We start from the raw sequence: 26,366 nt of genomic DNA, 5'->3' as shown, positions 1-26,366 counted from the left end.
AGGCCGCAGGTTCTGCGGGGTGGCGGTGATAAAGTGCCCTTGCCTGACGGCAGGCTCGCCTCCGCGCGCGCCGGCGATGCGCGGCTTTGCACTCAGGGGATGCGGCGGGAGTCGTAGGCGTCGATAATCTCGCCGAACCTCTCGGGACTGTCGTTCGCATCCAGACTTGCCGCAAGCAGTTCCGCCTGGGTGCGCGGGGCAAGGCCGCCGACGGGTGGGTCGATGTCCAGGTTGGTGGGATAGGCGTAGCCTTCCGCCGCGGCGGCGATGGTGCAGGCGCGTGTGGTGGCGTCGAACCCGCCCGCGCGCAGGACGGGGTAGAGCGCGCGCACCATGGCCGAGCGGTCCACCGCCTCGATCGAGCGCCCGAAGGCCGAGCCGATCTGGAGCAGGTTCGCCATGCGCCGCACGTCGCTGGTGCGGTTGGTGCCCGCGCCGTGCATTACGGCGGGGTTGAAGAACAGCGCGTCCCCGGTTTCCAGCGGCATCTGCACGTGACGCTCGGCAAAGACCTTCTGGAAGTCCGGGCGGTTGAAGGCGATGTAGCCCTCCGGCTGAAGCTGGGACCAGGGCAGCAGCATGGTCGGGCCGCTCTCGACCGGCATGTCGCAATGGGCCACCGCGCCTTGCAGCGTTAGCGCGGGGGACAGGGCGTGCACATGGGCGGGAAAGGCGGTGGCGCGCTCCTGCGACATGAAGCCGAGGTGGTAATCCCTGTGCGCCGTCTGCGCCGCGCCGCCGGGGTTCACGCGATTGACCTGAGCCGTCACCTGGTAACCGTCGCCCAGCCACGCGCGGGCGGCCAGGTCGATCACCGGGCCGCCGTAGTAGGCGGCGAAGCCCGCCGGATCGGCCAGGCAGTGCTTCTGCGCGGCGTTCCACACCCGGTCATTAGCGCCTGGCTTTGCGAAATGATCGCCGCCGCCCAGGTTTTCCGCCTTTTCATGCGCGATCAGCTGGTCGAACAGATCCGTGGCCTTGGCGACGATGGCGGGGTCGATTGCGCCCTTGATCACGATGATGCCGGGACCGGCGCGGAACACTTCCGCCCATTCGGCCATCAGCGCGTTGCGCGCGGTGCCCTGCGCGGCGGCGTGCACGGCGGGGCCGTCATAGACGGGGATGTTTGATTCCACCCGCTCCGCGAAGGGCCAGTCGGCGGGATCGGTGGTGCGCGCGGTCAGCGCCTTGAAGGCGGCAAGGTCGCCAGCGTCCTGTTCATACCAGACCTCGGCGGTGCGCGATGCGATGATGTCGTGTTCGGTCATGCCGATCCCCCCTGTTGTTCAGGGGAGCCTATGCCTCGGCGACGTGGCAGGCAACGCGGGCTTTGCCAAGTTTGCGCATCTCGGGGCGCTCGGTCTTGCAGCGGTCGATCGCGAAGGGGCAGCGGGGGTGGAAGGCGCAGCCCGAGGGCGGGTTGATCGGGTCCGGGATCTCGCCCTTGGGGGGGTCCACCTCGCGCCCGAAGGCGTCGATGCGGGGGGCGGCTTCGAACAGCATCTGCGTGTAGGGGTGGCGCGGCTTTTCGAACAGCTCGTCGCGGGGGGCTTCCTCTACCAGGCGGCCAAGGTAGAGCACGCCGACGGTATCGGCCATGTGCTGCACCACGGTCAGATCGTGGGTGATGAACAGATAGGTGAGGCCAAGGTCCTCTTGCAGGTCGCTCATCAGGTTCAGCACCTGCGCCTGCACGGACACGTCCAGCGCGCTTGTCGGCTCGTCGCAGACAATCAGCTTGGGGTTCGACGCCAGCGCGCGCGCGATGCAGATGCGCTGGCGCTGCCCGCCGGAGAATTCATGCGGGAACTTGTCCGCGTCCGCCGGGGACAGGCCCACCTGTTCCAGCAGCTTTTCCGCCAGCCCCTTCGTGTCCCCGCCGCGCGCGGCGACGGGTTCCGCGATGATGTTGCGCACCTTCCAGCGCGGGTTCAGCGAGGCATAGGGGGACTGGAAGATCATCTGGATGTCGGAACGGACCTTGTCGACCTTCGCCTCGTCCTTTTCGCGGTAGAGGTCGACCCCGTTGATCTCCACCGATCCTTCCGAGGGGGCGAGCAGGCCGACCACCATGTTGCCGATGGTCGATTTGCCCGAGCCGCTTTCGCCCACCAGCGCGTAGACGGAGCGTTCCTCGATCTCCAGCGAGACATCGGAGACGGCCTTCAGGAAGGCTTTGGGGCGGCGTTCCAGCAGGCGGTTGAGCCAGGGTTTGGAGACGTCGAAAATCCGGGTCAGCCCGGTGATCCTGACGATGACGCTCATATCTTCACCTCCCCGGGGAACCAGCAGGCGGCGCCGTTTGTCATCGGCGGGCGCGGTTCGGCCCGGCACTTCGCCTCGGCCCGCGGGCAGCGCGGGTTGTAGGCGCAGCCATCGGGGACGGCGGACAGGCCGGGCATGGTGCCGGGGATCTGGTTCAGCCGCTTGCGCCCGAGCGAGGCGCCGGGGGTCGAGCCCATCAGCCCCGCGGTATAGGGGTGTTGCGGTTCGGTCAGCACCTGGCGTACCGGCCCGATTTCGGCCAGGCGGCCTGCGTACATCACCGCCACCCGGTCGGAGGCTTCGGCGATCACGCCCATGTCGTGGGTGACCAGCATCACCCCGGTGCCGCGTTCCCGGCAGAGGCGTTTCAGCAGGCTGATGATCTGCGCCTGGACCGAGACGTCCAGCGCCGTTGTGGGTTCGTCCGCGATCACCAGGTCGGGTTCCGCGCAGAGCGCGAGCGCGATGACGACGCGCTGGCGCATGCCGCCGGAAAACTCGTGCGGGTAACTGTCGATCCGGCTTTTGGCGGCGGGGATGCCCACCTCCTCCAGCGCGGCGATGGCGCGTTTGCGTGCCTCGGCCTGGGTGACGCCCAGGTGCTCGGTGATGGTTTCGGTCAGCTGGTCGCCGATGGGCAGCAGCGGGTTGAGCGAGGTCAGCGGATCCTGGAAGACCATGCCGATTTCCTTGCCCCGCACGCGGCGCATCTTGTCCCGGCTTAGATTGTCGATCCGCCGCCCGTTCAGGTGGATCTGCCCGCCCGAGATATGGGCCGGCGGGTCCAGCAGGCCGATCACGGCGTTGCCGGTCATCGACTTGCCCGCGCCGGATTCGCCCACCACGCCAAGGATTTCGCCCCGCGCTATGGTCAGAGAGACGTGATCGACGGGTTTCAGGATGCCCCGGCGGGTGGGGATTTCGACGCAAAGGTCGTCAACGGTAAGAAGTGTGTCGGTCATCGGCCCTCAGCGCAGCTTGGGGTTCAGCGCGTCGCGCAGCCAGTCGCCCAGCAGGTTCACGCTGAGCGCGAGCGTCAGCAGCGTGACCGCCGGGAACAACAGGATCCACCACTCGCCCGAGAACAGGAAGCCCTGCCCGATGCGGATAAGCGTGCCAAGGCTGGGCTGCGTGGGCGGCGCGCCGACGCCAAGGAAGCTGAGTGTGGCTTCGGCGATGATGGCCAGCGCCAGCGAAATCGTGGCGATCACCAGCACCGGGCCCAGCACGTTGGGCAGGATGTGGCGCAGCATGATGGATCCGGGCGAGCGCCCGATCAGCCGCGCGGCCTGCACGTAGTCCTTGGACTTTTCCACCAGCGTCGCGCCGCGTACCACGCGGGCGAACTGCACCCAGTCCGACAGGCCGATGGCGAAGATCAGCACCCAGATCGCCACGTCGTCGCGGTATTCCGGGGGCGTGAAGCCCTTGGCCACGCCGAAGATCAGCATCGCCACAAGGATCGAGGGGAAGGTCAGCTGCACATCCGCCACGCGCATGATCAGCGTTTCGACCCAGCCCCCGATATAGCCCGCGATCAGCCCCAGCGTGACGCCGAGCACAAGCGCGAACATCACCGCCGCGAAGCCCACGAAAAGCGAGATGCGCAAACCGTAGAGGATGGTCGAGAACACGTCCCGCCCCTGGTCGTCCGTGCCCAGCCAGAAAGTCTCGCCCGTGAAGGCGTTGGGCACCATTGGCTCGGAAAAGCCGTTCATCAGGTTCAGCGAGGCGGGGTTGAACGGATCGTAGGGCGCGATCAGCGGCGCAAAAACCGCGGCCAGCACCAGAAGCGCCACCACCACGAAGGACACCACCGCCACGGGTGAGCGTTTGAAGGTGTAAAAGAAGTCGCCATCGGCAAAGCGCGCAAGGGCGCTGGGGGGGTTGGGGGTCTTTTCCATGGGAAAATCGCTCATTTTGCCGCTGCCCCCCTGTCCACGCGCAGGCGCGGGTCGATGAAGTAGTAAAGCAGGTCAACGATCAGGTTGATCCCGACGAACATGACCGAGATCAGCATCAGGTAGGCCGCCATCACCGGGATATCCACGAACTGGATCGCGTTGATGAACAGCAGGCCGACGCCGGGCCACTGGAACACGGTTTCCGTGATGATCGCGAAGGCGATGATCGCGCCCAGTTGCAGGCCCACGACGGTGATGACCGGCACCATCGTGTTCTTCAGCGCATGGCGGAAATAGACCGAGCGGTCCCGCAGGCCCCGCGCGCGGGCGAAACGGATGTAGTCCTGGCGCAGCACCTCAAGCATTTCGGAGCGCACGAGCCGCATGATCAGCGTCATCTGGTACAAGCCCAGCGTGATCGCGGGCAGGATCAGTGCCTTCAGCCCGCTGGCGGTTAGGAAGCCGGTGGTCCACCAGCCAAGGTCCACCACCTCTCCGCGCCCGAAACTGGGCAGCCAGCCAAGCTCCACCGCGAAGAGGTATATGAGCAATATCCCGATCAGGAAGGTCGGCAGCGAAACCCCGATCAGCGAGGTCGCCATGATCACATGCGACGCGATGCCGTTGCGCCGGATCGCGGTGAACACGCCAAGCGCGATGCCGAAGGCGATGGCCAGCACGCCGGAAACGGCGGCGAGTTCCAGCGTGGCGGGCGCGCGCTCGGCGATGATTTCGGACACCGGGCGGCCCTGGCGGTAGCTGACGCCGAAGTTGCCCTGCACGGCGCCTTCGAGGAACTTGTAGTATTGAACGGGAAACGGCTGGTCGAGGCCGAGTTGCCCGCGCAGCCGTTCAATGTCGGCGCCGGTGCGTTCCTGGCCGAGCATGTTGTCGATCGGATCGCCCACGAAACGGAACATCGAAAACGCGACGAGGCCAACCAACAGCAGGACTACGACGGACTGCACAACACGTTGAATGATATAGGCGAGCATGTCTCACCATTAACGGCTTTGCGGTTCAGGGCAAGGGGCTTACGGCGCGGCAGGTAGAATGTTTTCCACCCCGAAAAGATAGACCAGAAGCGGCACGGGGGACACGGAAAGGCAAACTACCAACAGATAGCCGGCGGGATGGAACAGGCGGCTCAGCCCCGCCACCAGCGCGATTCCCCCGCCGCCGCCGATCAGCGCGGTGCCCGGCAGGTTGAACAGGATCGCCAGCGCCAGGTAGCGGTTGCGGATCATCCATTCCGCCCAGCCCGCCGGGGCGCGTTCCAGCAACATGCCCAGCCGGTCCTTCCGGTCCAGCGTTTCCAGCCTCGCCAGCAGGCCGGCGGCGCGTTTCATGCGCAACGCCAGCGCCCCGCGCGCCAGAAGGCGCAGGGGGATCAGCCGCCCCACGAGGAAGCTCAGCGTCAGCCCTCCGACGGTGGAAAGATAGACATAGGGCGCGACGCTGGCCCCGAACATCGACAGCATCGCGATGCCAAGCTCCACGCCCGGCACGAAGGGAATGGCCAGCACCAGCGCGTAGATCAGCAGCGAGACCCAGACCCCGCGCTGGATCTTCGCCAGGTCCTCGGGGTGAAGCTCCAACTCCAGGATGCGCAGCGCCGCGCCGAAAATCAGGTTCACGCCGAGGATCACGGCGATCACCAGGGCGACGCGCAGCGCCAAGCCCGTTCCGGTCATCCGCGCCCCACCTGTGTCCTTGTTTCGCATCGCGCCGTCCGCGCCTGTCCCCGAAGAGGGGGCAGTCTGCCGTCAATCGGGGGTAAAGTCACTTGGTTTACCGAAGCATCGCCGCTTCCGGCCGGGCAATGGCACGAAAAAGGGCAGCGGGTGGCCCGCTGCCCGGTTCGCGACGTCGCGGTGGCGATCAGCTCGCCGCTCGGCGCGCCGTTCAGTTCACCGTGACCCAGCGCAGGATGAAGAAGTTGTCGGGGCGCTGGGTCAGCTCGATATTGTCCCGCGCGCCCCAGACCAGCGGCTGCACGTAGAGCGGCACGTAGGCGTGTTCGTCCTGCAGGATGCCGGCCACCTCGTCCAGCATGGCCTGGCGGGCGTCCTCGTCGATCTCGGACTGGATCAGGGGCAGCAGTTCGTCCACGCGGGCGTTGGAATAGTCGCCGAAGTTCCAGCTTCCCAGGCGCTTTTCCTCGTTCGGGGTGGAGGCGAGGAAGCGCACCGGGTGTTCTGCGTCGAAAGCGCCGCCGGGCGACCAGCCGAGCAGGAACATGTCGAAATTGTCGGCGCGCAGTTCCGGCCAGTAGTTGGCCACCGGCATCGCGTCGAGCTGCGCGTCGATGCCGACCTGCGCCAGCATCCCCGTGATTGCCTGGCAGACGGCGGCGTCGTTGATGTAACGATCGTTCGGGCATTTCAGCCCGAAGGAGAAGCCGTTCGGGTAGCCGGCCTCGGCCAGCAGGGCTTTTGCCGCCTCAGGGTCGAAGGCGGGGCGCTCGGCGTGGGTTTCGGAATAGCCGCGCATCGCCGGGGTGACCAGCTGGCTGACCGGCTTCGCCGCGCCACGGAACAGGGTTGTGGTGATCGCCTCGACGTTGATCGCATGGGCCACGGCGGCGCGCACGCGCGCGTCGCGGAACGGGTTCGGCTCGCCTGCGTCCCCGCCGTACTTCAGCGTTTCCGCCTGGTGCGGGAAGCCGAGCATGATGACCCGGCTTTCCACGCCGTCGATGACCTGCACGCCGTCACGCTCGTTCACGCGGGCGGCGTCCTGGATCGGTACGGGGTTGATCATGTCCACCTCGCCCGACAGCAGGGCAGCCACGGCGGTGGCGGGGTTCTGGATCGGCGTGAACTCGGCGCGGGTGATGTTGTGCATCGCCTCGTCCCACCAGCCCTCGAACGGGACGAGAACTGTTTTCAGGCCGGGCTGGCGTTCCTCCAGCCGGAAGGCGCCGGTGCCGTTTACGTTGAGCGTTGCGAAATTCTCGGCGTCCTTGGCGGGGCGGGCGGCGTTGTTCTGCTCGGCCCAGTCCTTGTCGAGGATCATGAAGTTGGCGATGGATACCGGGAACAGCGGGTTCGGGGCGCGCATCATGAAGTCGATGGTGTATTCGTCGACCACGCGCACCTCGCTCACCGGGGCGAACCAGCTTGCGGTGTCGGCGGTTTCCGAACTGGCGCGCTCGTAGGAGAAGAGCACATCCTCGGCGGTGAACGCTGCGCCGTCGTGGAAGGTCACGCCCTCACGCAGGTGGAAGCGCCAGCCATCGGTGCCGAGCGGTTCCCAGCTGGTGGCCAGCGCGCCTTCGGCGTTCAGGTCCTTGTCAAGGCGCAAGAGTCCCTCGTAGACGTTGTTGAGAAATCCGAGGACGGCGGCGGTGTTCACCGCGTGCGGGTCCATGGTCTGCGGGTCGGTGGTGCCGGCCCATCGGAATGTTTCCGCCGGGGCGGAGGTGGCGAGCAGGGCGAGTGTCGCAGCGATGGCGGGTAGGCGCATGGGGCTTCTCCGTGTTGGGCGGCCGCATCTTTTCGGCGGATAACCCCGATCATAGGCGGCAGCGCCATGAATGCCAGTTCGCATCCGAAAAATTGATCGCCGCCGGGCACGGGCCCCGGCGGCGCGCTCAGGTCGGCTTCATGAGCCGCTGGATCGCGTTCAGAAGGATGGAGCGCGGCACCGGCTTGGCCAGGTGCACGTCCACGCTGTCATCCGCCGGGTGGATCATGGGCCCGTCGTCCCCGATGTAGCCGGACATCAGGACGACCTTGATGCCAGGGGCCAGCTCTTTCGCGCGCGCGGCCAGTTCGGGGCCCTGCAACAGGCCCGGCATCACCTTGTCCGACAGCATCACGCGCGGGCGATACCCGGCAGAAAGCAGGGACAGGGCGATATCGCCGTTCGCCGCCTCGGTCACGCTGTAGCCCTTGCTGCGCAGTTGCGCGACCAGCACCTTGCGCACGCCTTCCTCATCCTCGACGACGAGGATGTCCTCGCCCACGGCATCGGCTGGCGCCCGCTCGGACAGGGCCGGGTCGTCATGCCAGGAATCCTCGCGGCGCACGCCGCCGACGGCGGGGAAATACATGCGGATCGTCGTGCCGAACCCCAGTTCCGAGAACAGGTTGACCGTCCCGCGGGACTGTTTGACGAACCCCTGCACCATCGACAGCCCCATGCCGGAGCCGTTACCCGGCGTCTTGGTGGTGAAGAAGGGATCGAACACCCGCTCCATGTCTTCCGGTGCGATGCCGTCGCCGGTATCCGAGACGGCAAGCATCACGTAGCGCCCCGCCGGGATGTCGAACATGGTCGAGCCTATGTTCTGTGGCGTCAGTTCGATATTGGCAGTCTCCACGGTGATCTTGCCGCGCCCGTGCATCGCGTCGATGGCGTTGCCGACCAGGTTCAGCAAGGCGATGTCGAGCTGTTGCATGTCCAGCTTGACCGGCCAGATGCCGCTGCTGATCACCGCCTCGAACTCGATCGCTTCGGGCATGAAGCGCCGCAGCATTTGGGTGGAACTGACGAGATGCGCGTTCAGGTCCATGGTGCGCGGGCTCAGGTTCGCCTGGCGTCCGAAGGTGCGCAGCTGATCGGTCAGCTCCGCGCCCCGTTCCGCCATCATCCTGGCGTCATGGATGCGGCTGTCGCGATCCGCGCGGTCCGGGTCTTCCTCCAGCAGCTCCAGGCTGCCCTGGATCACCGACAGGACGTTGCTGAAATCATGCGCGACGCCGGTGACCAGCCGGCCCAGCGCCTCGGTCCGCTGTTTCTGGTTCAGCAGCGCCGTCGCCCGCTTGGCCTCGGAATTGTCGAACAGTACCGCGAGCGAGCGCAGGAAGCTGCCGTCCGGCTTGTGTTGCGCCACCGCCGACATCAGTACCGACAGGACGGAGCCGTCCTTGCGCAGGAACTCGTATTCGGCGTTATAAAGCCGGCCACGGCGAAAATACTGCGCGTTGCTCAGGTCGTCCGCGTGTATCCGCGAGGCGCGGCTGATGAACCTGGTGACGTTCTTGCCCTCCATCTCCGACGGGTCATACCCGAGCGTATCGGCCCAGAAACGCGAGACACGTTCGATGGTGCCGTCCGCGTCGAGGGACTGCATCATGATCGGGGCAGAAAGGAAGAATACGTCGAACGGATCCCCGCCCTCGTGGTTCCAGTAGTCCAACAAATTACTCGTAATGGCTTTTCCCCTCGGGGCTCAAACGCGACACCGGAAATACTTGCGATCGTTTATTATTGGGCATTCCGTTCAAATATGTTCAATTTTGTGTCGAAAAAAAGGAAAATCAACTGCGGTATGACGGCGGTTCCGGGGTGAGTGTACTTCACCCGCCCGACCGGGGATTCCAAGGGCTTTCCTGTCTGGTGCCGCCGATCCGGGGTGTTTCGGGGTCGGAAACAGGAAAGGCCCCGGATCGCGCCGGGGCCTTTCCCTTCGTGTGCCAGACGATCAGTTGAGGGTGAAGTACTTGAACTTCGGGACATCCTCGGGATCGACAACGGTTTCCACCATGTCGGTCATGCCCCAGTTCAGCACCTGGTGGTGGATCGGCAGGTAGATCTGGTCTTCCTGGACCTGGGCCCAGATCTCGGCGATGGTCGCGTTGCGCGCGTCCAGGTCCGTTTCCGAGGCGAGCGAGACGATCTTTTCGTCAAGCTCGGGGTTGGAATACCCCGTGGCGTTCCAGGAGCCGTACTTCTCGCCCCGGGTGTGGACCAGGAAGTTGAAGATATACTCGGAGTCATAGGTCGGAACGCCCCAGCCGAGCATGTAGAAGTCCGTCTCCAGGTTGCTGAGCAGCGGGAAGTGCTGCGCCTTGGGCAGGGCTTCCAGGTTCACCTGGATGCCGATCTGGCCCAGCATCCCGACGACGGCCTGGCAGATCGGCTCATCGTTGATGTAGCGATCGTTCGGGCAGTTCAGCGTCAGCGAGAAGCCGTCGCCGTAGCCGGCTTCGGCGAGCAAGGCCTTCGCGGCCTCGACGTCGGTTGCCGGGACCTGGTCCAGTTCCTCGGTCCAGCCGTTCACGAACGGCGGCATGATGACGCCGGCGGGAATCGACTGGTCGCGCATCACCACCTTCTGGATGGCTTCGCGGTTGATCGCCATGTTCATGGCGCGGCGCACGCGCACGTCGGACATGGGGTTCACGCCGTCCACGTTGTCGGTGTCGAGATCCTCTTCCGAGGTGTTCAGCCCGAAGAAGATGACGCGGTTCTGCGGCGCCTTGATGACCTGCAGCCCGGCGGTGCTGTTCACCCGCTCGATATCCTGCACGGGAACGTCCTGGATGAAGTCCACCTCGCCCGACAGAAGGGCTGCGACGCGGGTCGCGGCGTTCTGGATCGGGGTGTAGATCACCTCGGTCACTTCCATGGGGAATTCGTCCTTGCCCCAGTAGTTCTCGTTCGCGGCCAGCACGGTGCGCACGTCAGGCTCGCGGCTGACCAGCTTGAAGGGGCCGGTGCCGTTGGCGTTCTTGGCGGCGAAGGTATCCTCGCCCCCTTCGTAGTCCTGCACCTTCACGGCGTTGTTCGCCTCGGCCCAGTCCTTGTCCATGATGAACAGGTTGGTCAGGTTCGAGGGCATGATCGGGTTCGGCCCGTCTGTCACGATCTCGATCTTGTAGGGGCCGTCCGCGCGCACTTCGGTGATCGAGGCGATCAGTTCCTTCATGTCGCTGTCCGGCGTCATCGCCCGGTTGAAGGAGAAGACCACGTCTTCGCTGTCGAAGGTGGCGCCGTCGTGGAAGGTCACGCCCTCACGCAGGTTGAAGACCCAGACGTTCGGGTCCTCTTCCGAGGGGTTCCAGTCGGTGGCCAGCGCGGGCACGATCTTGCCCGTCATGTCGCGGATCACCAGCGGTTCCATGATCTGGTGGGCGAGCGCATGCGTCGGCCCTTCGTTCTGGGCGTGCGGGTCGAGCGTCAGCGAATCGCCGGCCCGCGCCCAGCGCAGCGTCTCGGCCGAGGCGCTGGCCCCGATCATCGCCAGTGCGGACGTTGCCGCCAACAGGACAGAAACATGTTTCATATCCAGGGGTCTCCTTGTTGGTTCTACTGACCGGGCAGCCTAGCGTTCCATCCGCATGGTGCAACTCAAAACCGTGTGGACCCTACGGAAGGTGGCGGCTCACCGCTGCCAGTCCAGCACGACCTTGGACGCCTCTCCCGCGCGGATCGCGGCGAAGCCCTGCGCGAAATCCGCCGCCGGCAGGCGATGGGTGATCAGCGGCGTCAGGTCCAGCCCCGCCTGGACGAGGCCGATCATCTTGTACCAGGTCTCGAACATCTCGCGCCCGTAGATGCCCTTGATCGTCAGCATCTTGAAGATGACCTGGTTCCAGTCGATCTCGAACGCCGTCGGCGCGATCCCGAGCAGCGCGATCTTGCCGCCGTTGTTCATCACCTCCACCATCGAGCGGAAGGCGGGGGCCGCGCCTGACATTTCAAGCCCGACGTCGAAGCCCTCGGTCATGCCGATACGCTGCATCAGTTCGCGCAGGTCCTCTTTCGCGGGGTTCAGCGTGTCGGTGATGCCCATGGAGCGCGCCATGGCGAGGCGGTTGTCGTTCAGGTCGGTGATGACGACCTTGCGCGCCCCGGCCCGTTTGGCCACCAGCGCGCCCATGATCCCGATCGGCCCCGCGCCGGTCACCAGCACGTCCTCGCCCACCAGGTCGAAGCTGAGCGCGGTATGCACGGCGTTGCCGAGCGGGTCGAAGATGGCCGCGATTTCGTCCGGAATGTCGTCGGGCACGGGCACGACGTTGGCCTCGGGCAGGCACAGGTATTCCGCGAAGGCGCCGTCGCGGTGCACGCCCACGCCCTTGGTGTTGCGGCAGAGATGCCCGCGCCCGGCGCGGCAGTTACGGCAGGTGCCGCAGACGATGTGCCCCTCGCCCGAGACGCGCAGCCCCTTGGGATAGCGCGTGGCGGCGGCGCCGGTGTCGGCGATCTCGCCCACGAATTCATGGCCCACGACCAGCCCCAGCGGGACCGTGGCGGCGGACCAGTCGTCCCAGGCCCAGATGTGCACGTCTGTGCCGCAGATCGCAGTCTTGCGGATCTTGATCAGCACCTCGTCCGGGCCGGGTTCGGGGACGGGGACGTCCTCCATCCACAGGCCTTCCTCGGGGCGGGATTTGACGAGCGCGCGCATCGTGTTCTGCATCGGGTCGGTCCTTCAGGAAATCAGGCCAAGGTCGCGCCCGACTTGGGCGAAGCTGTCGATGGCGCGCTCCAGCGTGTCGGTGTCATGGGCGGCGGACATCTGGGTGCGGATGCGGTCCTGCCCGCGCGGCACCACGGGGAAGGAAAAGGCGGTGACGAAGACGCCCCTCTCCGCCAGCCGCGCGGCCATGTCCTGGGCAAGCTGCGGATCGCGCAGCATGACCGGCGCGATGGGGTGGTTGCCTGGCAGGATCTCGAACCCCAGATCGCTCATCCGGGTGCGGAAATGCGCGGTGTTGCGCATCAGGCGCGCGCGCAGGTCGCTGCCGTTCTCGATCAGGTCCAGCGCGGTCAGCGTGGTCTGGGCGATCACCGGGGCCAGCGCGTTGGAAAACAGGTACGGGCGGGAGCGTTGGCGCAGCCAGTCCACCACCGCGCGCGGCCCCGCGGTATAGCCCCCCGACGCCCCGCCAAGCGCCTTGCCCAGTGTGCCGGTCAGTATGTCCACCCGGTCCATCACGCCGCAAAGCTCCGGCGTGCCGCGCCCGCCGTCGCCAAGGAAGCCCACGGCGTGGCTGTCGTCCACCATGACCATGGCGTCGTATTTCTCGGCCAGGTCGCAGATTTCCGGCAGCTTCGCGATATAGCCGTCCATGGAGAACACGCCGTCGGTGGCGATCAGCCTGTAACGGCAGTCCTGCGACGCCTTGAGCTGGTCCTCCAGCTCACCCATGTCCGAATTGGCGTAACGCAGGCGGCGCGCCTTGCACAGGCGCACCCCGTCGATGATCGAGGCGTGGTTCAGCGCGTCCGAGATGATCGCGTCGTTTTCATCCAGGATCGTCTCGAACAGCCCCGTGTTCGCATCGAAGCAGGAGGCATAGAGGATCGTGTCCTCCACCCCCAGCCAGCCGGACAGGCGCGTTTCCAGCGCGCGGTGATCCTCCTGCGTGCCGCAGATGAACCGGACCGAGGACATGCCGTAGCCATAGCGGGTCAGCGCGTCGCGCGCCGCGTCGACCAGCGCGGGGTGGTCGGACAGGCCGAGGTAGTTGTTGGCGCAGAGGTTGATCACCTGCCCGCCGCCTTCCAGCGTGACAGTGCCCCCCTGGGGCGAGGTCATCACCCGCTCTTCCTTGTAGAGCCCGTCGTCGCGCAGGGACGACAGGCGCTGGGTCAAATCCTCGGTCAGGCGATGGGCGGGCATGGTGGTTCCTGCGATCTGCTGAGGTCCGGGGCGTGCAGGCCAACGATGACCGCTGGCGTGCTGTCGCGCAAGGGGCGAGGCCCCTCCCTCTCAGATCGCGCGGGAGTGGCGCGCGCCGCCCTGTTTCAGGAAGCTGTCGAATTCCGCCGCCACCAGCCGGGCCAGGGGTTTGCCCCCTTCGGCCAGGCAGAGCGAGCCGTTGATCCAGTTCAGCCAACCGGGGAAGCGGTTGAGCGCACGGTCGATGTCCGGGCGCACGATCTCGGCGAAGGTGCCGTAGCTTGCTTCCAGCGCGGAGTAGTCGAAGCTTAGGTCGCAGAGGAACCGCTCGATCAGGTCGGCGCGGACGCGATCTTCAAGCGTGAAGCGATACCCGCGCGAGGTAGCGAACCCACCGCCCAGGATCCGCCCCGCGTAGGCCGCGGTGCCAGGTGCGTTCTGCAGGTATCCCCCCGGAAAGCGCGAGATGGACGACGCCCCGAGCCCGATCAGCGCGGCACAGCTGTCATCGGTATAGCCCTGGAAGTTACGCCGCATCCGCCCTTGGGCGGCGGCGGTGGCCAGCGAATCCCCCGGAAGGGCGAAATGGTCGATGCCAAGGGCGACAAAACCCGCGTCGGCGAACTGCGCCTCGGTCTGTTCCAGCAGGTCCAGCCGCGCGCGGGTGTCGGGCAGCGCGTCCGAATCGATCATCCGCTGGCGCTTGGCCATCCAGGGCACATGCGCATAGCCGAACAGCGCCACCCGGTCCGGGGCCAGAGTCAGCACCTGTTCGGTCGAGCGGCGGATTCCTTCGAGTGTCTGGTGCGGCAGGCCGTAGACGATGTCGGTGTTCAGGCTGGTGATACCCGCATCGCGCAGCATGTCGACCACCTCGCGGGTCTGTTCATAGCTTTGCTGCCGCCCGATGGCCTTTTGGATGCCGGGGTCGAAGTCCTGGATGCCGATGCTCGCGCGGCGCATGCCGGCGGCGGCGAGGGCCTCGATTTTCTGGCGGTTGACCAGCGTCGGGTCGATCTCGACCGAGAATTCGAAGCTGTCGGCGATGGGAAAGGCGTCGCGCAGGGTGCCCGCAAGATCGGTGATCTGTTCCGGCGTCAGGATAGTCGGCGTACCGCCGCCCCAGTGGATGCGGCGCACCTTCGGGCCCTGCGGCAGGGCGGCGGCGACGCTGGCCGCCTCCTGCTTCAGCACATCGAGGTAGCGTGCCACCGGCTCGGGCGAGCGGACGCCTTGCGTGCGGCAGGCGCAGAACCAGCACAGCCGCTCACAGAAGGGGATGTGCAGGTACAGCGAGATGTCCGCGTCGGCGTCCAGTTCGCCTGCCCAGGTTCCAAGGGAGCCAAGCCCGTCGTCATCGCGAAAGTGCGGTGCGGTGGGGTAGCTGGTGTATCGCGGCACCATGGCGTCAAATAGCCCCGTCCGCTCAAGTTGTCGCATGCGTTCCATTGCGTTAGGGTGAGGGGATTTTGACTTATTTTCGTTGATCTGGATCAAGCGCATGCGCCCCTCTGTCCCCGTGACAAGACCCTACTCAAATGTGAATTCGAGCTGCGAAAGCTGCCCGATCCGCCACCGAGCGGTTTGCGCGCATTGCGAGCGCGAAGAGCTGGCCATGCTCGAGAAGATGAAGTCGTACAAGACTTTCGAATCGGGCGAGCCGATCATCTGGGCCGGCGATCCGCTGCAATTCGTCGCCTCCGTCGTGACCGGCGTCGCCTCGATCAGCCGCACGATGGAAGATGGCCGCCGCCAGATGGTGGGTCTGCTGCTGCCGTCTGACTTCCTGGGCCGCCCCGGGCGCGGATTCGCGAACTACGACGTTACGGCGGTCAGCAAGGTCACCCTGTGCCGTTTCGAGCGCGCCCCGTTCGAGAACCTGCTGAAGTCCAGCCCCTCGGTCAGCCGCCGCCTGCTGGAAATGACACTGGACGAGCTGGACGCCGCGCGCGACTGGATGCTGCTGCTCGGGCGCAAGACGGCGCGCGAAAAGATCGCCAGCCTTCTGGCCATCCTGGCCCGGCGGGAAACGATCCTGAACCCGAAGGCGGGCGAGACCCTCTCCATGCGGTTCGACCTGCCCATCACGCGTGAAGCGATGGCGGACTACCTTGGCCTGACGATCGAGACCGTCTCGCGCCAGATCACCGCGCTGCGCAAGTCCGGGGTGATCTCGCTGGAGGGCAAGCGCCACGTCATCGTGCCCGACTATGCGCGCCTGCTGGATGAGGCGGGCGACGACAGCGACGGCGGTGCAGACTACTGAGACCTGCATTGCCCTGGCGGACGCCGCGCGCCCCGTGCAAGACAGTCACTTGCGCCAAGGGTGTCAGTAAAGCGGATTCAGCCCCCGGTGGCCGGGGTGGTTGAACTTTTCGGTCACAAGTCCACCGCGATCTTCGATCTGTGGAGCATCACGCATTTCCTGTCGGGGGCGGGAATCGTGCTGCTGGTGCGCTGGATCATGCGCTTTCCCGGCCCGGCGCGGCAAAGCCCACTGCTCATCTGCCTGATGCTCTCGGCCGGTTGGGAGTTCCTTGAAATCTACCTGGAGCTCGGGCTGATCGGAACGCCGGCGATCACCCGCTGGTTCGACGGGGTAGAGCATTGGAGCAACCGCATCATCGCCGACCAGGCGCTGTTCGTCCTGGGATTCGCCCTGGCAAGTGCGCGCGCCTGGATGGTGCTGCCCGCCAAGGCGCTGTCGCTGGGCTGGCTGGCGGTGCATGTCTTCCTGATGCCCCACAGCATGTACATACAGGAAAGTTGGGGCTACTGAGGCCGGGCTTTTCCCGACTTTTCCGGGCAGGCCCGGGGCGCGCGGAACCGCTGCGCCTCGGTCGGGGCCGGGCAGGTCGGGACTTGATCCACATCAAGGCCGGTTGCAGGCTGCTCCTCCAAAAGCGACACTGAAGGAAAAACTCCGTTCGCGCGCGGAATCGTTGTGCGTGAAGCGGTAGATGAGGGACAACACGATGACCGCAATTCTGAAGCTGGTTACGCTCGGCTTGATAACGCTGTTTGCAGCGATAGCCGCGAACTTCGCCCATGATTTTGCCTACCAGGTGCACGCGCTGCTGATCATGGCGATCAGTGCGGGGATGTTCATCTGGATTCTGCGCGGCGTGGGCGAGCCGCAGCCGGTGGCGGTGACGCCCACCGGATACATGGACGATGTGATCAAGGCCGGGGTCATCGCGACCACCTTCTGGGGGGTCGTCGGCTTCCTGGCGGGAACCTATATCGCATTCCAGCTAGCGTTTCCGGCACTGAACCTGGACCTGCCCTGGACGACATTCGGGCGGCTGCGCCCGCTGCATACCTCGGCGGTGATCTTCGCCTTCGGGGGCAACGCGCTGATCTGTACGTCCTTCTACATCGTGCAGCGCACCTGCGCGGCGCGGCTGTGGGGCGGCAACCTGGCCTGGTTCGTGTTCTGGGGCTACCAGCTGTTCATCGTGCTGGCCGCCACCGGCTACGTCCTCGGCGCCACCCAGTCCAAGGAATACGCCGAGCCTGAGTGGTACGTGGACATCTGGCTGACGCTGGTCTGGGTCGCTTACCTGGCGGTGTTCCTCGGCACGATCCTGAAGCGGAAAGAGCCCCACATCTACGTGGCGAACTGGTTCCTGCTGAGCTTCATCATTACCGTGGCGATGCTGCATATCGTCAACAACCTGAGCGTGCCGGTCAGCATCTTCGGGTCGAAATCCGTTCAGGTCTTCGCCGGCGTGCAGGATGCGCTGACGCAGTGGTGGTACGGGCACAACGCGGTGGGCTTCTTCCTGACCGCAGGGTTCCTGGGCATGATGTACTACTTCGTGCCCAAACAGGCCGAGCGCCCGGTCTATTCCTACAAGCTGTCGATCATCCACTTCTGGTCGCTAATCTTCCTCTACATCTGGGCCGGTCCGCACCACCTGCACTACACCGCGCTGCCCGACTGGGCGCAGACGCTGGGGATGGTGTTCTCCATCATGCTGTGGATGCCCAGCTGGGGCGGCATGATCAACGGGCTGATGACGCTGTCGGGGGCCTGGGACAAGCTGCGCACCGATCCGGTGCTACGCATGATGGTGGTGTCCGTCGGCTTCTACGGCATGGCCACCTTCGAGGGGCCGATGATGTCGATCAAGGCCGTCAACTCGCTGAGCCACTACACCGACTGGACGATCGGCCACGTGCATTCCGGCGCCCTTGGCTGGAACGGCATGATCACCTTCGGCGCGCTCTACTTCCTGGTGCCGCGTCTGTGGAACCGCAAGGCGCTGTACTCGCTGGGTCTTGTCAGCTGGCACTTCTGGCTCGCCACCATCGGCATCGTGCTCTACGCCGCGTCGATGTGGGTCACGGGCATCATGGAAGGCCTGATGTGGCGCGAGGTCGACGCCCAGGGCTTCCTGGTCAACAGCTTCGCCGACACCGTGGACGCCAAGCTGCCGATGTATGTGGTCCGGGGTCTGGGTGGGGTCATGTACCTCGTCGGAGCGCTGATCATGGTCTACAACCTCTGGATGACGGCGCGGGGGGCGGGTGAGCCCGCCTCCGACGCAGCCGCCGTTCCGGCCGAATAAGGAGGGACGCGTCATGTCGATCCTCGACAAACACAGTGTTCTGGAAAAGAACGCCACCCTGCTGATGGTCGCAAGCTTCGCCGTCGTCACAATCGGCGGCATCGTGGAAATCGTGCCCCTGTTCTACCTTGAGAACACCATCGAGGAAGTGGAGGGCGTGCGCCCCTACACCCCGCTGGAACTGACCGGGCGCGACATCTACATCCGCGAGGGCTGCTACGTCTGCCATTCCCAGATGATCCGCCCCATGCGCGACGAGGTGGAGCGTTACGGCCACTACTCACTGGCGGCGGAATCGATGTACGACCATCCGTTCCAGTGGGGCAGCAAACGCACCGGGCCCGACCTGGCCCGCGTCGGCGGGCGCTACTCGGACGACTGGCACATCGACCACTTCCAGCGGCCGCAGGACCTGGTGCCCGAAAGCATCATGCCGTCCTATGCGCACCTGGGCGAAACCCGGATCGAGGGCGAACATATCGAGAAGTTGCTGACCGCGCACAGCATCGTCGGCGTGCCCTACACTGAGGACATGCTGGAGAACGCCGCAGCGGACTTCCGCAACCAGGCCAACCCGGACAGCGATTACGACGGTCTGATCGAGCGCTACGGTGAAAAGGTGAACGTGCGCAACTTCGACGGCAATCCCGAGCTGACCGAGCTCGACGCGATGATCGCCTATCTGCAGATGCTGGGAACGCTGGTGGATTTCTCCACCTTCGAGCCCGTGGAAAGCCGGTAAGGGGGAACGATGGATACCTACACGCTCCTGCGGGAATTCGCGGACAGCTGGGCCCTGCTGGTCCTGACGCTGATCTTCATCGGCGTGGTGCTGTTCGCCTTCCGTCCGGGCAGCCGCGCGCTGCACAAGGACATCGCCAACATCCCGCTGCGCAACGACACCCTGCCGCAAAGCGGGGAAGATCGCGCCAGACTGGCAAAGGACCACTGACATGGCACGCAAACTGGACAAGACCGAAGAAATGCCCACCACGGGCCATGAGTGGGACGGCATCCGCGAATACGACACGCCGATGCCCCGCTGGTGGATCCTGACGTTCTACGGCACGATCATCTTCTCGGTGATCTACGTCATACTCTACCCGGCGATTCCGCTGGTGAACGGGGCGACGCCGGGGATCCTGGGCTATTCGACGCGGGCCGAGGTGGCCGAGGAAATCGCCGCCTTCCGCGACGCCAACGCGGCGCTGGACGAACAGCTGGTCGAAACGGAACTGACCGCGATCGCAGACGACGCGGACCTGAACCGCTATGCAACGGCGGGCGGCGCGGCCATCTTCAAGACCTACTGCGCGCAGTGTCACGGCGCGGGCGCGGCCGGGGCTGTCGGCTATCCCAACCTGCTGGATGACGCGTGGCTCTGGGGCGGGGATATCGAGAATATCCACCAGACGATCAGCCACGGCATCCGCTCGGACACGGATTTCGACACCCGCTTCTCCGAGATGCCGGCCTTCGGCGACAACTACCTCAGCGACGAGGAAATCACCGCCGTTGCGGAATACGTCTATTCGCTGACCAACGACGATGCCGACGCGACGCTGGCCGCCGCCGGTGCGGAAACCTTCGTCAACGAATGTTCCGCCTGCCACGGTGAAAACGCCGAGGGCAACATCGACCTGGGCGCGCCCAACCTGGCGGACGCGATCTGGCTTTACGGTGGCGACCGCGAGACGCTGATCGAAACGATCACCTACTCGCGCGCCGGCATGATGCCGCCCTGGGTCGATCGCCTGACCGAGGCGCAGATCCGCCAGGTCTCGGCCTATGTGCACCAGCTTGGCGGCGGGGAGTAACCGGCGCCTGGAAACCCCCGGTCCTCCCAGCGGGGAAGGGCGGCGGCGCCTGTTCACACAATCTTGAGCCGATCGCCCCGAAGCTCTGCCGTGTTCCGCACGGCAGGGCTTTGCCTTTCGGGGCGAAACCTGTTGATCTGCATCAAGGTGCGCAAGGCGCGCCATCGGCACAAGGCCCCGTGAACAGGCCCCCTTGCAAAGGAATGCACAGTCATGAGTGCGCCCAGCGACGCCCCGAAACTCTATGAAGCCCAGGAACCGGTCTTTCCCCGCCGGGTCAGCGGGTACTTCCGCACGCTCAAGTGGTGGATCATGGGAATCACGCTGGGCATCTATTACCTGACGCCCTGGATTCGCTGGGACCGGGGCCCGAACCTGCCCGACCAAGCCGTCCTGGTGGACATGGCGAACCGGCGCTTCTTCTTCTTCTGGATCGAGATCTGGCCGCACGAGTTCTATTTCGTGGCCGGTCTGCTGATCATGGCCGGGCTGGGCCTGTTCCTGTTCACCTCGGCCCTGGGGAGGGTGTGGTGCGGCTATTCCTGCCCGCAGACCGTCTGGACCGACCTGTTCATCCTGGTCGAGCGCTGGATCGAGGGGGACCGCAACGCGCGCCTGCGCCTGTGGAACGCGCCCTGGAGCGCGAAGAAGGCCCGGCTGCGTGTGACCAAGTGGACCGTCTGGATGCTGATCGCCATCGCCACCGGCGGGGCCTGGGTCTTCTACTTTGCCGATGCGCCGACGCTGCTGGTTCAGCTTTTCACCGGGCAGGCGCCCTTCGTGGCCTATGGCTCGGTCGCGGTGCTGACGGCGACGACCTTCATCTTCGGCGGCTTCCTGCGTGAGCAGGTCTGCATCTACATGTGCCCCTGGCCCCGCATCCAGGCCGCGATGATGGACGAGGACACGCTGACCGTCGCCTACCGCGACTGGCGGGGGGAGCCGCGCGGCAAGAAGCACGAAAACACCACCGGGGACTGCATCGACTGCATGGCCTGCGTGAACGTCTGCCCGCAAGGGATCGATATTCGCGACGGGCAGCAGTTGGAATGCATCACCTGCGCGCTGTGCATCGACGCTTGTGACGACATCATGGCCAAGATCGGCAAGCCGCGTGGGCTGATCGACTACTGCACCCTGGCCGACGAAGGGCGTGAACGTGCCGGCGAGCCGCCGCGCCCGGCCTGGAAGCACATCGTGCGCCCGCGCACCATCGTCTACACCGCGCTCTGGACGCTGGTCGGCGTCGGCCTGCTGGTGGCGCTGTTCATCCGCACCGACCTGACCATGTCCGTCGCGCCGGTGCGCAACCCCACCTTCGTGACCATGTCCGACGGCACCATCCGCAACACCTACGAGGTGCGCCTGCGCAACCAGACCGGCGCCCCGCGCGAGTTGCACCTGTCCGTCACCTCGCCCGAGGTGCTGCGGATCGAGCTTGAGGGCACGCCCGAGCTGAGCATCGAGGTGCCCGCCGACAGCACCTACAACCAGCGCGTCTACCTCTACGCGCGCCCCGGCAGCCCCGCGGCCGAGGCGGCGCGCACCGACGCGCGGATCTGGGTGGAAGACCCCGGCTCGACCACGCGGGCCTATTCCGATACCATCTTCCACGGGAGTGGCGAATGACAGATCACAGCGAAACCACCGCCCGTCCGCTGACCGGCAGGAAGGTTCTGGCCATCACGGTCGGCGCTTTCGGGGTGATCCTGGCGGCGAACCTGACGCTGCTGTTTTCCGCGCTGGGCTCGTTCCCGGGGCTTGAGACGGCGAACAGCTACGTCGCCAGCCAGGCGTTCGATACCGATCGCAAGGCGCAGATCGCCCTTGGCTGGGACGTGTCCGCCAGCGTCGAGGGCGACCGCGTGCTGCTGCGCGTGACGGATCGTGACGGCCTGCTCCTGACTCCGGCGCGGATCTCGGCGAAGGTCGGGCGCGCCACCCATGTGCAAGACGATCAGGTACTGGCCTTCGTGGCGCGCCCGGACGGCAAGCTCGTCGCGCCCGCGCGGCTGGAGGCCGGGCTCTGGACCCTCTGGCTCGACGCCGAGGCGGCTGACGGCACCGCCTTTCGCCAGCGCCTGAACCTGACGGTCGGGGCCAGGGGATGACGGTCGCCTGCCCGGCCTGTGTCGACCTTCCGGCGCCAAGGCCGGACGGTACTGCCGCCGCGCCTGTCGCGGGGCGGACCAGGGTTCTACATTTTTCCGTGCCATCGGTGCATTGCGCGGCCTGTATCTCCACCGTGGAGCGGGGGCTGGGTGATCTTGCGGAGGTGCGCGCCGCGCGGGTCAACCTGACCCAGAAGCAGGTGCGCGTCGAAGTCGCCGATAGCGAAACCGCCGAGGACCGGCTGCTGGACCGCCTTGCCGCCATCGGCCACCCCGGCGTGGCGCTGGACGGGGACACGCTGGCCAAGGGCACGGCGGACCCGGTGGGCCGCGCGCTGCTGCTGCGGCTGGGGATTTCCGGCTTCGCGGCGATGAACGTAATGCTGCTGTCGGTCGCGGTCTGGTCCGGGGCCGAGGGCGTCACGCGGGACTTCCTGCACTGGATTTCCGCCGCCATCGCCCTGCCCACGGCGCTGTTTGCTGCGCAGCCGTTCTTCCGCAACGCCTGGGCCGCGCTGAAGGTGCGGCGGCTGGTGATGGACACGCCGATCTCGCTGGCGATCCTGTTGGCGCTGGGCATGTCGCTTTACGAAACGGCGGCGGGGGGCGCGCACGCCTATTTCGACGCGGCGCTTTCGCTGACCTTCTTCCTGCTGCTGGGCCGGGTGCTGGACCACCGCAGCCGCCGCGCCGCGCGCTCTGCCGCGGCGGAGCTGGCGGCGCTGGACGTGCCGCGCGCCACCCGTGTGGGCGCGGACGGGACGACGCAGCGCGTCGCCGTGGCCGAGGTCGCCGTGGGCGATATCCTGCGGGTCCCCCCGGGCATGCGCGTGCCCGCCGACGGCGTGGTCGTCAGCGGCGAAAGCGACCTCGATCGCGCGTTCCTGACCGGGGAAAGCGCCCCCGTCCCGCTGAAGACCGGGGAGCCGGTCAGCGCGGGCGAGGTCAACCTGACCGGGCTGATCGACATCCGCGTTACAGCTGCCGGCGAGGACACGCAGCTTGCGCGCATCGCCGAGCTTGTCCGCGCGGCGGAATCCGCGAAACACGGCTACGTCACGCTGGCGGACCGGGCGGCCAAGGTCTACGCGCCGTTGGTGCATTCGCTGGCGGCCATCGCGGCCGTGGGCTGGTACATCGGCACCGGGGACTTGCGGCTGGCGATCAACATCGCGACCGCCGTGCTGATCATCACCTGCCCCTGCGCGCTGGGGCTTGCTGTGCCCTCCGTCATGGTGGCCGCCAGCGGGGCGCTGTTCCGCCAGGGCGTGTTGCTGAAGGACGGTGCCGCGCTCGAACGGCTGGCGCGGGTGGACACGGTGCTGCTGGACAAGACCGGCACGCTGACCTCCGGCGTGCCCGAGCTGACCGGGGATGTCCGGCCCGAGGATCTGGCGCTGGCCGCAGGGCTGGGGGCGGGCAGCATGCACCCACTGGCGCAGGGGCTTGCGATTGCCGCCCATACCCGTGGCATCGCCCCGGCCGAGGTCAGCGACCTGCGCGAGGTGCCCGGCAGCGGCGTCGAGGCGCGTTTCGAAGGCCAACGCGTGCGGCTGGGGCGGCTCGACTGGGTTGGCGGGGATTGCGACACCGCGCCGCCGGGGGGCGCGACCACCTTCCTGCGGTTGGGCGATCACCAGCCGGTGCGCTTCAGCTTCGTCGACCACCCGCGCCGCGGGTTGGAGCAGATGCTGGAGGGGCTGCGCAAGCAGGTCCGCGACATTCGCGTGATCTCCGGCGATGCGGACGGGCCGACGCAGGCGCTGGCGGCGCGTTTTGGCATCGGCGTCGCCTCTGGCGGGATGAGCCCGCAGCAGAAACAGGCCGAGGTGGCGGCGCTGTCCGCAGCCGGAAACGGCGTGCTGATGCTGGGCGACGGGCTGAACGACACCGCGGCCCTGGCGAAGGCGGATGTGTCCATCGCCCCGGCCAGCGGCATCGACGCGGCGCGCACCGCTGCGGACATCATCCTGCTGCGCCCCGACCTGGACGTGGTGCCGCGTATCCTGCGCGTCGCCCGCTCGGCCCGGGCGCGCATCCTTGAGAACTTCGCGCTTGCGGCGGCCTACAACGCCGTGGCGATCCCGATCGCGCTGAGCGGCCACGCGACGCCGCTGATGGCGGCGCTGGCGATGTCGGGCTCTTCCATCTGCGTCTCGCTCAACGCGTTGCGCGTGCGCCAAGGGGTGCGGGCATGACGGTCCTGCTGATCCTCATCCCGATTTCACTGTTCCTCGGCGGGCTGGGGCTCGCGGCCTTCTGGTTCGCGCTGTCCTCTGGCCAGTTCGAGGACCCGGAGGGCAACGCCGCCCGGATCCTCGAGGACAAGGAACCGGACGAGCCTGCCGAAAGGGGCTGAGAGGCGCGCGGGATTTTCCGATTCAGCTTTCGCGGAATTGCCCCTAGGCTGCGTCTGACAGCCCTTCATCCCGGAGCGTAGATGCCTGACTTCCTGTTCCCGCCCGCCACGCTGCCCAGCCTGCCGATCACCGGGCAGGGGGTGCGCTATCCCATCCGCCGCATCTTCTGCGTCGGGCGCAACTACGCCGCCCACGCGGCGGAGATGGGCAACACGGTGGACCGTTCGGCCCCGTTCTATTTCACGAAATCGGCATTCTCTGCTGTCGAAAGCGGGGCAAGCGTGCCCTATCCGCCGGGCACCTCGGACTATCACCACGAGATGGAGTTCGTTGTCGCCCTCACCGGCGATGCGTTCCGTGTGCCGGTGGCGGACGCAGGCTCGGCCGTCGGCTTTTACGGCGCGGGGCTGGACATGACGCGGCGTGATTTGCAGGCGGCGGCGAAGGAAAAACGCCGCTCCTGGGACCTAGGTAAGGACGTGGAGAATGGCGCGGTGCTGGGCCCGCTGACGCCCGCCGCCGCGTTCGGCGCTGTCGGGGCGCAGCGCATCACGCTGGCGGTCAACGAGGAAACGCGCCAGGACGCGCTGTTATCGGACATGGTCTGGTCTGTGGAGGAACTGGTCAGCGACCTGTCCCATTACTACCACCTCGGCCCGGGTGATCTGATCATGACGGGGACGCCCGCGGGTGTCGGCCCCGTGGTGGCGGGCGACCGGCTGGAGGGGGAGATCACCGGGCTGGCCCCGGTACAGCTGACCCTGACGGCGGCGGAATAGAAAGGCGAAGCGATGGAGTTGAACGGACATGTGGCCCTGATCACCGGCGCTGGCAGCGGGCTGGGCGCGGCAACGGCGCGGCATCTGGCCGCCTGTGGCGCGACGATCATCGCGCTGGATTTCGACGCTACGCGCGCAAAAGCCACGGCGGAGGCGACCGGCGGTCATGCGGTCGTGGCGGATGTGGCCGATACGGGCGCGGTCGAACAGGCGCTGCGCGAGGGGATCGCCGCCGCTGGGCAGGCACCCCGGATCGTGGTCAACTGCGCGGGCATCGCCCCCGCCGCCCGCGTCGTGGGGCGGGAGGGAAAGCTGTCCACCGACCTGTTCAGGCAGGTGATCGGCGTCAACCTGATCGGCACCTACAACGTCATGTCCGCCGCAACGCGTGAAATGCTGGTGCTGGACCCGCTGGAGGATGGCGAGCGGGGCGTGGTGATCAACACCGCCTCCATCGCGTATGAGGACGGGCAGTTCGGGCAGACGGCCTATGCCGCCTCGAAAGGGGGTGTCGCGGCGATGAGCCTGCCAGCGGCGCGTGAATTCGCGAAAAGCGGCATCCGCGTCATTGCCATTGCGCCGGGACTGTTCCACACCCCGATGATGGAAAGCCTGCCGGAGGAGACGACGGCGGCGATCACCGCCAACATCCCCTTCCCGGCGCGCCTGGGCGACCCGGAGGAATACGCGGCGCTGGTGGAACACATCGTGCGCAACCGCTTTCTGAACGCCACCACCATCCGCCTGGACGGGGCCACCCGCCTGCCGCCGCGCTGAAAGGAGCCGCAGAGATGAGCATTTTCGACGAGGACCTGTTCCTGAAGGGGCTGGAGCAGCGCAAGGCCACGGTCGGCGCGGATTATGTCGAGCGGAACCTGGCGGCGGCGGATGACTTCTCGCGCCCGTTCCAGGAAGCGATGACCGCCTGGTGCTGGGGCTTCGGCTGGGGCGACGAGGTGATCGACGCCAAGACGCGCAGCATGATGAACCTGTCGATGATCGCAGCACTCGGCAAGATGACCGAGTGGGAAATCCACCTGAAGGGCGCGCTGACCAATGGCGTCACGGTTGAGGAGGTGCGCGCCATCATCCACGTGATCGGCATCTATTGCGGCGTGCCGCAGGCGCTGGAATGTTTCCGCGTGGCGCGCAAGGTGCTGGAGGCGGAGGGGCTGCTGGGCGACTGACGCGCGCC

Annotated in this window: 25 protein-coding genes; 13 read left to right on the top strand and 12 right to left on the bottom strand. The window is 66.4% G+C overall.

The features are described from left to right. Nucleotides 1-92: 92 nt before the first annotated feature. The 12 genes from DJ029_RS02075 to hemN form a co-directional block, all read right to left on the bottom strand. Nucleotides 93-1,268, bottom strand: a complete 1,176-nt coding sequence (locus DJ029_RS02075) for a phytanoyl-CoA dioxygenase family protein (RefSeq protein ID WP_112320661.1) — start codon at nt 1,266-1,268, stop codon at nt 93-95. Between the two features lie 28 nt (nt 1,269-1,296). After that, nucleotides 1,297-2,265 (bottom strand): ABC transporter ATP-binding protein, encoded by a 969-nt coding sequence (locus tag DJ029_RS02070; protein ID WP_112320660.1) that lies wholly within the window; start codon nt 2,263-2,265, stop codon nt 1,297-1,299. Further along, nucleotides 2,262-3,227 carry an ABC transporter ATP-binding protein gene (locus DJ029_RS02065; protein WP_112320659.1) on the bottom strand — a complete coding sequence of 322 codons (966 nt, stop codon included), beginning with the start codon at nt 3,225-3,227 and terminating at the stop codon, nt 2,262-2,264. The genes DJ029_RS02070 and DJ029_RS02065 overlap by 4 nt, the downstream gene beginning before the upstream one ends. A 6-nt stretch (nt 3,228-3,233) precedes the next feature. Further along, the gene (locus DJ029_RS02060) at nt 3,234-4,169 is read right to left on the bottom strand and encodes an ABC transporter permease (protein ID WP_232822934.1); all 936 of its coding nucleotides are present in this window, start codon (nt 4,167-4,169) and stop codon (nt 3,234-3,236) included. A gap of 11 nt (nt 4,170-4,180) precedes the next feature. Then, nucleotides 4,181-5,164 carry an ABC transporter permease gene (locus tag DJ029_RS02055; RefSeq protein ID WP_112320657.1) on the bottom strand — a complete coding sequence of 328 codons (984 nt, stop codon included), beginning with the start codon at nt 5,162-5,164 and terminating at the stop codon, nt 4,181-4,183. 39 nt (nt 5,165-5,203) lie between these two features. Then, a complete protein-coding gene (locus DJ029_RS02050) occupies nt 5,204-5,893 on the bottom strand; it encodes a hypothetical protein (RefSeq protein ID WP_157966233.1) in 690 nt (229 codons plus the stop codon). Between the two features lie 181 nt (nt 5,894-6,074). Further along, on the bottom strand, nt 6,075-7,637 hold the full coding sequence (locus DJ029_RS02045) for an ABC transporter substrate-binding protein (protein WP_112320655.1): 1,563 nt from the start codon (nt 7,635-7,637) through the stop codon (nt 6,075-6,077). Between the two features lie 127 nt (nt 7,638-7,764). Further along, on the bottom strand, nt 7,765-9,315 hold the full coding sequence (locus DJ029_RS02040) for a PAS domain-containing sensor histidine kinase (RefSeq protein ID WP_112320654.1): 1,551 nt from the start codon (nt 9,313-9,315) through the stop codon (nt 7,765-7,767). Nucleotides 9,316-9,600: 285 nt separating this feature from the next. Then, nucleotides 9,601-11,184 (bottom strand): ABC transporter substrate-binding protein, encoded by a 1,584-nt coding sequence (locus DJ029_RS02035; protein WP_112320653.1) that lies wholly within the window; start codon nt 11,182-11,184, stop codon nt 9,601-9,603. 99 nt (nt 11,185-11,283) lie between these two features. After that, the gene (gene tdh, locus DJ029_RS02030) at nt 11,284-12,312 is read right to left on the bottom strand and encodes an L-threonine 3-dehydrogenase (protein WP_198671053.1); all 1,029 of its coding nucleotides are present in this window, start codon (nt 12,310-12,312) and stop codon (nt 11,284-11,286) included. A gap of 24 nt (nt 12,313-12,336) precedes the next feature. Beyond that, a complete protein-coding gene (locus tag DJ029_RS02025; RefSeq protein WP_112320651.1) occupies nt 12,337-13,530 on the bottom strand; it encodes a glycine C-acetyltransferase in 1,194 nt (397 codons plus the stop codon). Nucleotides 13,531-13,620: 90 nt separating this feature from the next. Next, nucleotides 13,621-14,979: an oxygen-independent coproporphyrinogen III oxidase gene (gene hemN / locus DJ029_RS02020; protein ID WP_112320650.1), complete on the bottom strand. Its 1,359-nt coding sequence runs from the start codon at nt 14,977-14,979 to the stop codon at nt 13,621-13,623. 52 nt (nt 14,980-15,031) lie between these two features. Between hemN and fnrL the strand changes: the two genes are divergently transcribed. The 13 genes from fnrL to DJ029_RS01955 all read left to right on the top strand — a co-directional run bounded on the left by fnrL (nt 15,032) and on the right by DJ029_RS01955 (nt 26,358). Continuing rightward, nucleotides 15,032-15,796 carry a transcriptional regulator FnrL gene (gene fnrL, locus DJ029_RS02015; RefSeq protein ID WP_112321307.1) on the top strand — a complete coding sequence of 255 codons (765 nt, stop codon included), beginning with the start codon at nt 15,032-15,034 and terminating at the stop codon, nt 15,794-15,796. Between the two features lie 96 nt (nt 15,797-15,892). Continuing rightward, a complete protein-coding gene (locus DJ029_RS02010; RefSeq protein WP_157966232.1) occupies nt 15,893-16,309 on the top strand; it encodes a hypothetical protein in 417 nt (138 codons plus the stop codon). Between the two features lie 196 nt (nt 16,310-16,505). Beyond that, the gene (gene ccoN / locus DJ029_RS02005; protein ID WP_112320648.1) at nt 16,506-18,104 is read left to right on the top strand and encodes a cytochrome-c oxidase, cbb3-type subunit I; all 1,599 of its coding nucleotides are present in this window, start codon (nt 16,506-16,508) and stop codon (nt 18,102-18,104) included. Between the two features lie 13 nt (nt 18,105-18,117). Next, nucleotides 18,118-18,846: a cytochrome-c oxidase, cbb3-type subunit II gene (gene ccoO / locus DJ029_RS02000; RefSeq protein WP_112320647.1), complete on the top strand. Its 729-nt coding sequence runs from the start codon at nt 18,118-18,120 to the stop codon at nt 18,844-18,846. 9 nt (nt 18,847-18,855) lie between these two features. Continuing rightward, a complete protein-coding gene (locus DJ029_RS01995; protein WP_112320646.1) occupies nt 18,856-19,056 on the top strand; it encodes a cbb3-type cytochrome c oxidase subunit 3 in 201 nt (66 codons plus the stop codon). Nucleotide 19,057: 1 nt separating this feature from the next. After that, nucleotides 19,058-19,921 carry a cytochrome-c oxidase, cbb3-type subunit III gene (ccoP, locus tag DJ029_RS01990; protein WP_112320645.1) on the top strand — a complete coding sequence of 288 codons (864 nt, stop codon included), beginning with the start codon at nt 19,058-19,060 and terminating at the stop codon, nt 19,919-19,921. A gap of 213 nt (nt 19,922-20,134) precedes the next feature. Then, nucleotides 20,135-21,550, top strand: coding sequence for a cytochrome c oxidase accessory protein CcoG (ccoG, locus tag DJ029_RS01985; protein WP_112320644.1), 1,416 nt, complete (start codon nt 20,135-20,137; stop codon nt 21,548-21,550). Further along, on the top strand, nt 21,547-22,032 hold the full coding sequence (locus tag DJ029_RS01980; RefSeq protein WP_112320643.1) for a FixH family protein: 486 nt from the start codon (nt 21,547-21,549) through the stop codon (nt 22,030-22,032). The genes ccoG and DJ029_RS01980 overlap by 4 nt, the downstream gene beginning before the upstream one ends. Beyond that, a complete protein-coding gene (locus tag DJ029_RS01975) occupies nt 22,029-24,230 on the top strand; it encodes a heavy metal translocating P-type ATPase (RefSeq protein WP_112320642.1) in 2,202 nt (733 codons plus the stop codon). Before DJ029_RS01980 ends, DJ029_RS01975 begins: the two co-directional genes overlap by 4 nt. Next, a complete protein-coding gene (gene ccoS, locus DJ029_RS01970) occupies nt 24,227-24,391 on the top strand; it encodes a cbb3-type cytochrome oxidase assembly protein CcoS (protein ID WP_112320641.1) in 165 nt (54 codons plus the stop codon). Before DJ029_RS01975 ends, ccoS begins: the two co-directional genes overlap by 4 nt. Before the next feature lie 81 nt (nt 24,392-24,472). Next, the gene (locus tag DJ029_RS01965; protein ID WP_112320640.1) at nt 24,473-25,171 is read left to right on the top strand and encodes a fumarylacetoacetate hydrolase family protein; all 699 of its coding nucleotides are present in this window, start codon (nt 24,473-24,475) and stop codon (nt 25,169-25,171) included. A 12-nt stretch (nt 25,172-25,183) separates the two neighbouring features. Next, nucleotides 25,184-25,948 (top strand): SDR family NAD(P)-dependent oxidoreductase, encoded by a 765-nt coding sequence (locus DJ029_RS01960; protein ID WP_112320639.1) that lies wholly within the window; start codon nt 25,184-25,186, stop codon nt 25,946-25,948. A gap of 14 nt (nt 25,949-25,962) precedes the next feature. Continuing rightward, nucleotides 25,963-26,358: a carboxymuconolactone decarboxylase family protein gene (locus DJ029_RS01955; protein WP_112320638.1), complete on the top strand. Its 396-nt coding sequence runs from the start codon at nt 25,963-25,965 to the stop codon at nt 26,356-26,358. The last annotated feature ends 8 nt before the right edge of the window (nt 26,359-26,366 follow it).

The organism is Oceanibium sediminis, assembly GCF_003265325.1.
GTDB classification, from domain to species: Bacteria; Pseudomonadota; Alphaproteobacteria; order Rhodobacterales; family Rhodobacteraceae; genus Halovulum; species Halovulum sediminis.
This window is presented reverse-complemented; position numbering and strand designations above follow the sequence as displayed.

What these genes read in the sequence shown, in the direction of transcription:
- DJ029_RS02075 (WP_112320661.1), bottom strand. Translation starts at nt 1,268, where the DNA reads ATGACCGAACACGACATCATCGCATCGCGCACCGCCGAGGTCTGGTAT.
- DJ029_RS02070 (WP_112320660.1), bottom strand. Translation starts at nt 2,265, where the DNA reads ATGAGCGTCATCGTCAGGATCACCGGGCTGACCCGGATTTTCGACGTC.
- DJ029_RS02065 (WP_112320659.1), bottom strand. Translation starts at nt 3,227, where the DNA reads ATGACCGACACACTTCTTACCGTTGACGACCTTTGCGTCGAAATCCCC.
- DJ029_RS02060 (WP_232822934.1), bottom strand. Translation starts at nt 4,169, where the DNA reads ATGGAAAAGACCCCCAACCCCCCCAGCGCCCTTGCGCGCTTTGCCGAT.
- DJ029_RS02055 (WP_112320657.1), bottom strand. Translation starts at nt 5,164, where the DNA reads ATGCTCGCCTATATCATTCAACGTGTTGTGCAGTCCGTCGTAGTCCTG.
- DJ029_RS02050 (WP_157966233.1), bottom strand. Translation starts at nt 5,893, where the DNA reads ATGCGAAACAAGGACACAGGTGGGGCGCGGATGACCGGAACGGGCTTG.
- DJ029_RS02045 (WP_112320655.1), bottom strand. Translation starts at nt 7,637, where the DNA reads ATGCGCCTACCCGCCATCGCTGCGACACTCGCCCTGCTCGCCACCTCC.
- DJ029_RS02035 (WP_112320653.1), bottom strand. Translation starts at nt 11,184, where the DNA reads ATGAAACATGTTTCTGTCCTGTTGGCGGCAACGTCCGCACTGGCGATG.
- tdh (WP_198671053.1), bottom strand. Translation starts at nt 12,312, where the DNA reads ATGCGCGCGCTCGTCAAATCCCGCCCCGAGGAAGGCCTGTGGATGGAG.
- DJ029_RS02025 (WP_112320651.1), bottom strand. Translation starts at nt 13,530, where the DNA reads ATGCCCGCCCATCGCCTGACCGAGGATTTGACCCAGCGCCTGTCGTCC.
- hemN (WP_112320650.1), bottom strand. Translation starts at nt 14,979, where the DNA reads ATGGAACGCATGCGACAACTTGAGCGGACGGGGCTATTTGACGCCATG.
- fnrL (WP_112321307.1), top strand. Translation starts at nt 15,032, where the DNA reads ATGCGCCCCTCTGTCCCCGTGACAAGACCCTACTCAAATGTGAATTCG.
- ccoN (WP_112320648.1), top strand. Translation starts at nt 16,506, where the DNA reads ATGACCGCAATTCTGAAGCTGGTTACGCTCGGCTTGATAACGCTGTTT.
- ccoO (WP_112320647.1), top strand. Translation starts at nt 18,118, where the DNA reads ATGTCGATCCTCGACAAACACAGTGTTCTGGAAAAGAACGCCACCCTG.
- DJ029_RS01995 (WP_112320646.1), top strand. Translation starts at nt 18,856, where the DNA reads ATGGATACCTACACGCTCCTGCGGGAATTCGCGGACAGCTGGGCCCTG.
- ccoP (WP_112320645.1), top strand. Translation starts at nt 19,058, where the DNA reads ATGGCACGCAAACTGGACAAGACCGAAGAAATGCCCACCACGGGCCAT.
- ccoG (WP_112320644.1), top strand. Translation starts at nt 20,135, where the DNA reads ATGAGTGCGCCCAGCGACGCCCCGAAACTCTATGAAGCCCAGGAACCG.
- DJ029_RS01980 (WP_112320643.1), top strand. Translation starts at nt 21,547, where the DNA reads ATGACAGATCACAGCGAAACCACCGCCCGTCCGCTGACCGGCAGGAAG.
- DJ029_RS01975 (WP_112320642.1), top strand. Translation starts at nt 22,029, where the DNA reads ATGACGGTCGCCTGCCCGGCCTGTGTCGACCTTCCGGCGCCAAGGCCG.
- ccoS (WP_112320641.1), top strand. Translation starts at nt 24,227, where the DNA reads ATGACGGTCCTGCTGATCCTCATCCCGATTTCACTGTTCCTCGGCGGG.
- DJ029_RS01965 (WP_112320640.1), top strand. Translation starts at nt 24,473, where the DNA reads ATGCCTGACTTCCTGTTCCCGCCCGCCACGCTGCCCAGCCTGCCGATC.
- DJ029_RS01960 (WP_112320639.1), top strand. Translation starts at nt 25,184, where the DNA reads ATGGAGTTGAACGGACATGTGGCCCTGATCACCGGCGCTGGCAGCGGG.
- DJ029_RS01955 (WP_112320638.1), top strand. Translation starts at nt 25,963, where the DNA reads ATGAGCATTTTCGACGAGGACCTGTTCCTGAAGGGGCTGGAGCAGCGC.